Here is a 5,198-nt window from a genome sequence, read left to right as displayed (position 1 = left end):
GGAGCTGGCGGCGGCCCACCCGCACGTGCCGTGAGCCGCGCCGTCGCGCCGGGCTGGCCGCAGCGGGTCCCGCCGCCGGGCAGCCCCGGCTTCGCCGACCGGGCCGTGGGCTGGCTGCTCGACGTCTGCCCGCCGGAGTACCGCGAGCACCAGGTCCTGCTGCGCCACCCCCCGGTGCTCGCCTGGCTGGCCGTGCGGCACGTCCAGGCCCAGGCGGCCGCGAACACGGCGGCGCTCGCGCAGGCCCGCGCCGAGCTGGGCGCCGCGGGCTCGGAACTGCGGACGGTCGAGGACGTCCTGGAGGTGCTGCACAGCGAGGGCACCCGGCTGCGGGCGGCCGCCCGGGCCTGCGAGCTGCTGGCGGGGGCGCTGCAGGGGGTGCGCTGGGTCCCCCGGCTCTGACGGTCCGCTGCCCGTCCGGGCTGCGCGCCGCTGTCCGCGGCTGCGCCGTGGGCGTGGAGATCCGGTGGCGGTGCCCCGGAGGGCGGCGTCGCGTGGGGCGCTGCCGGGGACCGGACCGTATCGTGGTCGGGCGGTCCCCTCCCGGGGCCGCGCGCGGGCGACGGCGTCCGCGGCAGCCGAGGGAGTGGTGACCACGAACGACGACCCGCGCACCGGACCAGGAGCCGACGCCGGCGCCGCCGGGACCGCCGGGGTGCCCGGCGCCCGCACCGCCGACGTCACCACCCCTGAGGGCCACCCGGTCACGACCACGCCCGCCGGTCCCACCGCCGTCCCCGTCGCCCCTGCCGCCGACGCGGTGCCGGGGGTGCCCGGCGCGACCGTCGGGCCGGCCCTCGTGCTGCCCCGGGTGACGTCCCCCGCGGTGCTGCGCCTGCTCGACCGCCACGAGCTCGACACCCTCGCCGAGGAGGTCCGCGAGCACCTGGTCCGCACCGTCACCGCGACCGGCGGCCACCTGGGCCCGAACCTCGGCGTCGTCGAGCTGACCATCGCGCTGCACCGGGTCTTCGACTCCCCGCGCGACCGCATCGTCTTCGACACCGGCCACCAGTCCTACGTGCACAAGCTGCTCACCGGCCGGCAGGACTTCTCCATGCTCCGGCGCCAGGGCGGGCTGTCCGGCTACCCCAGCCGCGCGGAGTCCGAGCACGACGTCGTCGAGAACTCCCACGCCTCGACCGCCCTGTCGTGGGCGGACGGCATCGCCCGCGCGTTCCAGGTGCAGGGCGTGCGCGACCGCCACGCCGTCGCCGTCGTCGGTGACGGCGCCCTCACCGGCGGCATGTCGTGGGAGGCGCTGAACAACATCGCCCACGACAAGCAGCGCCCCGTCATCGTCGTCGTCAACGACAACGGCCGCTCGTACTCCCCGACCATCGGGGGCCTGGCCGCCCACCTCGAGGGCATCCGCACCGACCGCCGCTACGAGCGCGTCCTCACCTGGGGCCGGCACAGCCTGACCCGGCGCGGCGCGGTGGGGCGGTGGCTCTTCGACGCCCTCCACGCCACCAAGGCCGCCATCAAGGACTACATGGCCCCGCAGGGCATGTTCACCGACCTGGGCATCAAGTACGTCGGCCCCGTCGACGGCCACGACCGGGCCGCCGTCGAGCGCGCCCTGCAGCGGGCGCGCCGCTACGGCGGCCCCGTGCTCGTGCACGTCATCACCCAGAAGGGCCGCGGCTACGCCCTGGCGGAGGCGGACGACGCCGACCAGTTCCACGCGGTCAGCGCCATGGACCCGGTGACCGGTGCGGCGCTCAGCCCGTCCGCGCCGAGCTGGACGTCGGTGTTCGCCGACGAGATGGTCCACGTGGGCCGCGAGCGCCCCGACGTCGTCGGCATCACCGCCGCGATGCTCATCCCGGTGGGGCTCAAGCCGTTCGCCGACGCCCACCCCGACCGCATCGTCGACGTCGGGATCGCCGAGCAGCACGGCGCGACGAGCGCGGCCGGCATGGCCATGGCCGGCCTGCACCCGGTGATGGCGGTGTACGCCACGTTCCTCAACCGTGCCTTCGACCAGGTCCTCATGGACGTCGCCCTGCACCGCGCGGGCGTGACGTTCGTCCTGGACCGGGCCGGCGCGACCGGCGATGACGGCGCCAGCCACAACGGCATGTGGGACATGTCGATCCTCCAGGTCGTCCCCGGGTTGCGCCTGGCCGCCCCGCGCGACGAGGCGACCCTGCGGGCGGAGCTGCGGGAGGCGCTCGACGTCGACCACGCGCCGACCGTCGTCCGCTTCCCCAAGGGCGCCCTGCCCGCCGCGGTGCCCGCCGTCGGCCGCCACGGCGGCAGCGACGTGCTCCGCACCCCCCGCACCGGCGAGCCCGACGTGCTCGTCGTCTCCGTCGGCGCGATGTCCGCCGTCTGCCTGGAGGCGGCCGAGCGGTTGTCGGCGCACGGGCTGGACTCCACCGTCGTCGACCCGCGCTGGGTCAAGCCCGTCGACCCCTCGCTCGTCGAGCTCGCCCGGCGCCACCGCGTGGTCGCCGTGGTCGAGGACGGCGGCCGTGTCGGCGGGGTGGGCGCCGCGGTGCGCCAGGCCCTCGCCGACGCCGACGTCGACTCCGTGGTCGTCGGGTTCGGCATCGCGCAGGAGTTCCCCGACCACATGCCCCGGTCGGTGCTGCTCGAGCGCAGCGGCCTCACCCCGCAGGCGGTCGCCCGCCGCGTCGTCGAGGTGGCCACCCGGACCGCCGGGGGCCGGACCGGACCGCAGGAGTCGGGCCCGGCGTCGGCCGGGTCAGCCGCGGCGGCGCAGGTCGCGGTCGAGCGAGGGCCCGGCCGGGTCGGCGAGGACACCGGCGAGGACGTCACCTAGCACGGCCGGCACGGTCACCGCGTCGGTGGTGACCAGCAGGGGCGAGCCGAACGCACGGTCCATCGGCTCGCTGGCCGCCCACGCGGCCCCCACGAACGCCGGGTCGATGCGGGCCAGGTCGAACCAGCCGCGCTCGCGCACCGGCACGGCGACGCCTCGCATGCCGGTGCCGTCACCGTCGGCCAGGGCCGTGCGCAGCCGCCGCGAGCCGAGCAGGGTGACGACGTCCGCCGTGCCCGTAGGCCGCAGGACGAGCGGGCGCTGCTCCTGGGCGTCGCGCTCCAGCCGGGCGACGACGAGGCCGCCGAGCCGCTCGAGGTCCTCCCGGACCTCCACCCAGCGGGCGGCCAGGCGGGCGGCGAGGACGTCGTCCAGGGAGGGCAGCGGGGGCAGCGGCGACGGGCCCGGCATGCCGGCGAGGTCGCTGACGCCCAGGCCGAGGACGAGGTCGCCCGCACGCTCCCGCACCCACGCCGGGCCGCAGCCGAGGGTCGCGGTGTCGGCCGGCTCGCCGTGCGCGTGGCAGGTCCCCAGCAGCTCGTCGGCGCCGCCGACGGCGACCACCCCGACGACCTTGGTCGCGACGAGCAGCCGGTGGCGGGTGACCGGGTGCTCCGGCAGCGCGGCCCACGCCCCGACCGCGGCGGCGACGTCCGGCCAGGTGAGGCGGCCGCCTGCGGCGAGGTCGACGCCGTCGTCGCCCGGGACCAGGTCGACGTCGTCGAGGACCGCGAGGGCGAGCACCGCCTGGCGCAGCTCGGCCCGGCGCGCCGCGGCACGGGTGCGGGGCGGCTCGGCGCGGTCCATGCCGACACCCTCCCCGCCCGTCCGTGCCGGCACACGCCCACGGGTGCCGGGCCGGGGCAGGTCACCCGCTCGGCCCGGCACCCGTCACCCACCGTGCGCCCCCGCCACGGCCCGCCACCGGGCGCGCGGCGGCGGAGGTCTGTCGCAACGGCACCCTGCATCGGGACCGCGTCGTCACGACGGCACCCTGCGACGGTCTAGCCGACGGAGGGTGCCGTTGCGACGGAACGGGTTGGGGCGAGCGCGGCCGGGGTCAGGCGGGGAGGCTCGCCACCCCGGCGGGCAGGAAGCGGCGGCCGACGACGCGCTCGGCGTAGCCCTCGCGGTCGAGCAGCGGCGTGAGCCCGCCCAGGTGGAACGGCCAGCCCGCGCCGGTGATCATGCAGAGGTCGAGGTCGCGCGGGTCGGCGACGACGCCCTCGTCGAGCAGCAGCCCGGCCTCCTCGGCCAGCGCCGTGAGGCAGCGGTCGAGGACCTGCTCGGGCGTGCTCGCCGTGCCGCCGGCGGGCAGCAGGGCCTGCGTCTCCTCCGACAGGAACGGCTTCCCGCGCTCGTCCCACGACCAGATGCCGGGCTGGCGGGCCTCGACCACCTTCTGCAGCGTGCCCGACACGGCGAACCGGTCGGGGAAGGCCGCGTGCAGGCTCTCCAGCACGTGCAGCGCGACGGCGGGGCCGACGAGCTGCAGCAGGACCAGCGGGCTCATCGGCAGGCCGAGCGGGCGCACGGCGGCGTCGACGACGTCCGGCGGGGTGCCTTCGTCGACGGCGGCGAAGGCCTCCGACAGCATCCGGATGAGCAGCCGGTTGACGACGAACGCGGGGGCGTCCTCGACGGGCACGCACGACTTGCCGAGCTGCCTGCCGACCGCGAACGCCGTGGCGTACGTGGCGTCGTCGGTCTGCGGCGCCCGGGCCACCTCGACCAGGGGCATGACCGCCACCGGGTTGAAGAAGTGGAAGCCGACCATCCGCTCGGGGTGCTGCAGGCCCGAGGCCATCTCCGCGACGGACAGGCTGGAGGTGTTGGTCGCCAGCACGCAGTCCGGGCGGACCACGGCCTCGAGCGAGGCGAGCACCTGCTGCTTGACCGACATCTCCTCGAACACCGCCTCGACGACGAGGTCGGCGCCGGCGTACAGGGCGTGGTCGGTGCCGCCGGTGACGAGCGCCTTGAGGCGGTTGCCCTCGTCGTGGCTGATCCGGCCCTTGCCCACGAGGGTGTCGACCTCGCCGTGGACGCGCGCCACGCCGGCCTGGGCGCGGGCGTCGTCGAGGTCGGTCATGACGACGGGCACCTTGAGGCGGCGGACGAACAGCAGCGCGAGCTGGGAGGCCATGAGGCCGGCCCCCACGACGCCGACCGACCCGACGGTCCGGGCGAGGCCCTTGTCGGGCACGCCGACGGGCCGCTTGGCCCGGCGCTGCACCAGGTCGAACGCGTACATGCCGGCCCGGAACTGCGGCGACACGATGAGGTCGGCCAGGGCCTCGTCCTCGGCGGCGAACCCGGCGTCCCGGTCGGCCGTGCGGGCGGCGGCGACCAGGTCGAGCGCGCGGGGCGCGGCGGGGGCGGCCCCGCCGAGGCGCTGGTCGACCTG

4 protein-coding genes are annotated in these 5,198 nt (G+C 77.0%); 2 read left to right on the top strand and 2 right to left on the bottom strand.

The genetic code is table 11. The annotated features are described in order from the left end of the window. Both WCS02_RS17115 and dxs read left to right on the top strand, forming a co-directional pair. Positions 1-402 (top strand): hypothetical protein (locus WCS02_RS17115; RefSeq protein ID WP_340295428.1); only part of this gene is annotated, 402 nt, incomplete at its 5' end. Positions 403-799: 397 nt separating this feature from the next. Then, positions 800-2,791, top strand: coding sequence for a 1-deoxy-D-xylulose-5-phosphate synthase (dxs, locus tag WCS02_RS17110; protein ID WP_340295430.1), 1,992 nt, complete (start codon positions 800-802; stop codon positions 2,789-2,791). On the opposite strand, the gene WCS02_RS17105 is transcribed toward dxs, so the two are convergent. After that, positions 2,714-3,598 carry a hypothetical protein gene (locus WCS02_RS17105; RefSeq protein WP_340295426.1) on the bottom strand — a complete coding sequence of 295 codons (885 nt, stop codon included), beginning with the start codon at positions 3,596-3,598 and terminating at the stop codon, positions 2,714-2,716. The genes dxs and WCS02_RS17105 overlap by 78 nt on opposite strands. Positions 3,599-3,851: 253 nt before the next feature. Then, positions 3,852-5,198: 3-hydroxyacyl-CoA dehydrogenase (locus tag WCS02_RS17100; protein WP_340295424.1), on the bottom strand; the 1,347-nt coding region annotated here is incomplete at its 5' end.

This window comes from Aquipuribacter hungaricus (assembly GCF_037860755.1).
GTDB lineage: Bacteria > Actinomycetota > Actinomycetes > Actinomycetales > JBBAYJ01 > Aquipuribacter > Aquipuribacter hungaricus.
Note: the sequence above shows the minus strand (reverse complement) of the source record. Positions and strands in the feature narration are given on the sequence as shown.

Coding starts and splice junctions, on each gene's coding strand:
- WCS02_RS17105 (WP_340295426.1), bottom strand. CDS start 3,598: ATGGACCGCGCCGAGCCGCCCCGCACCCGTGCCGCGGCGCGCCGGGCC.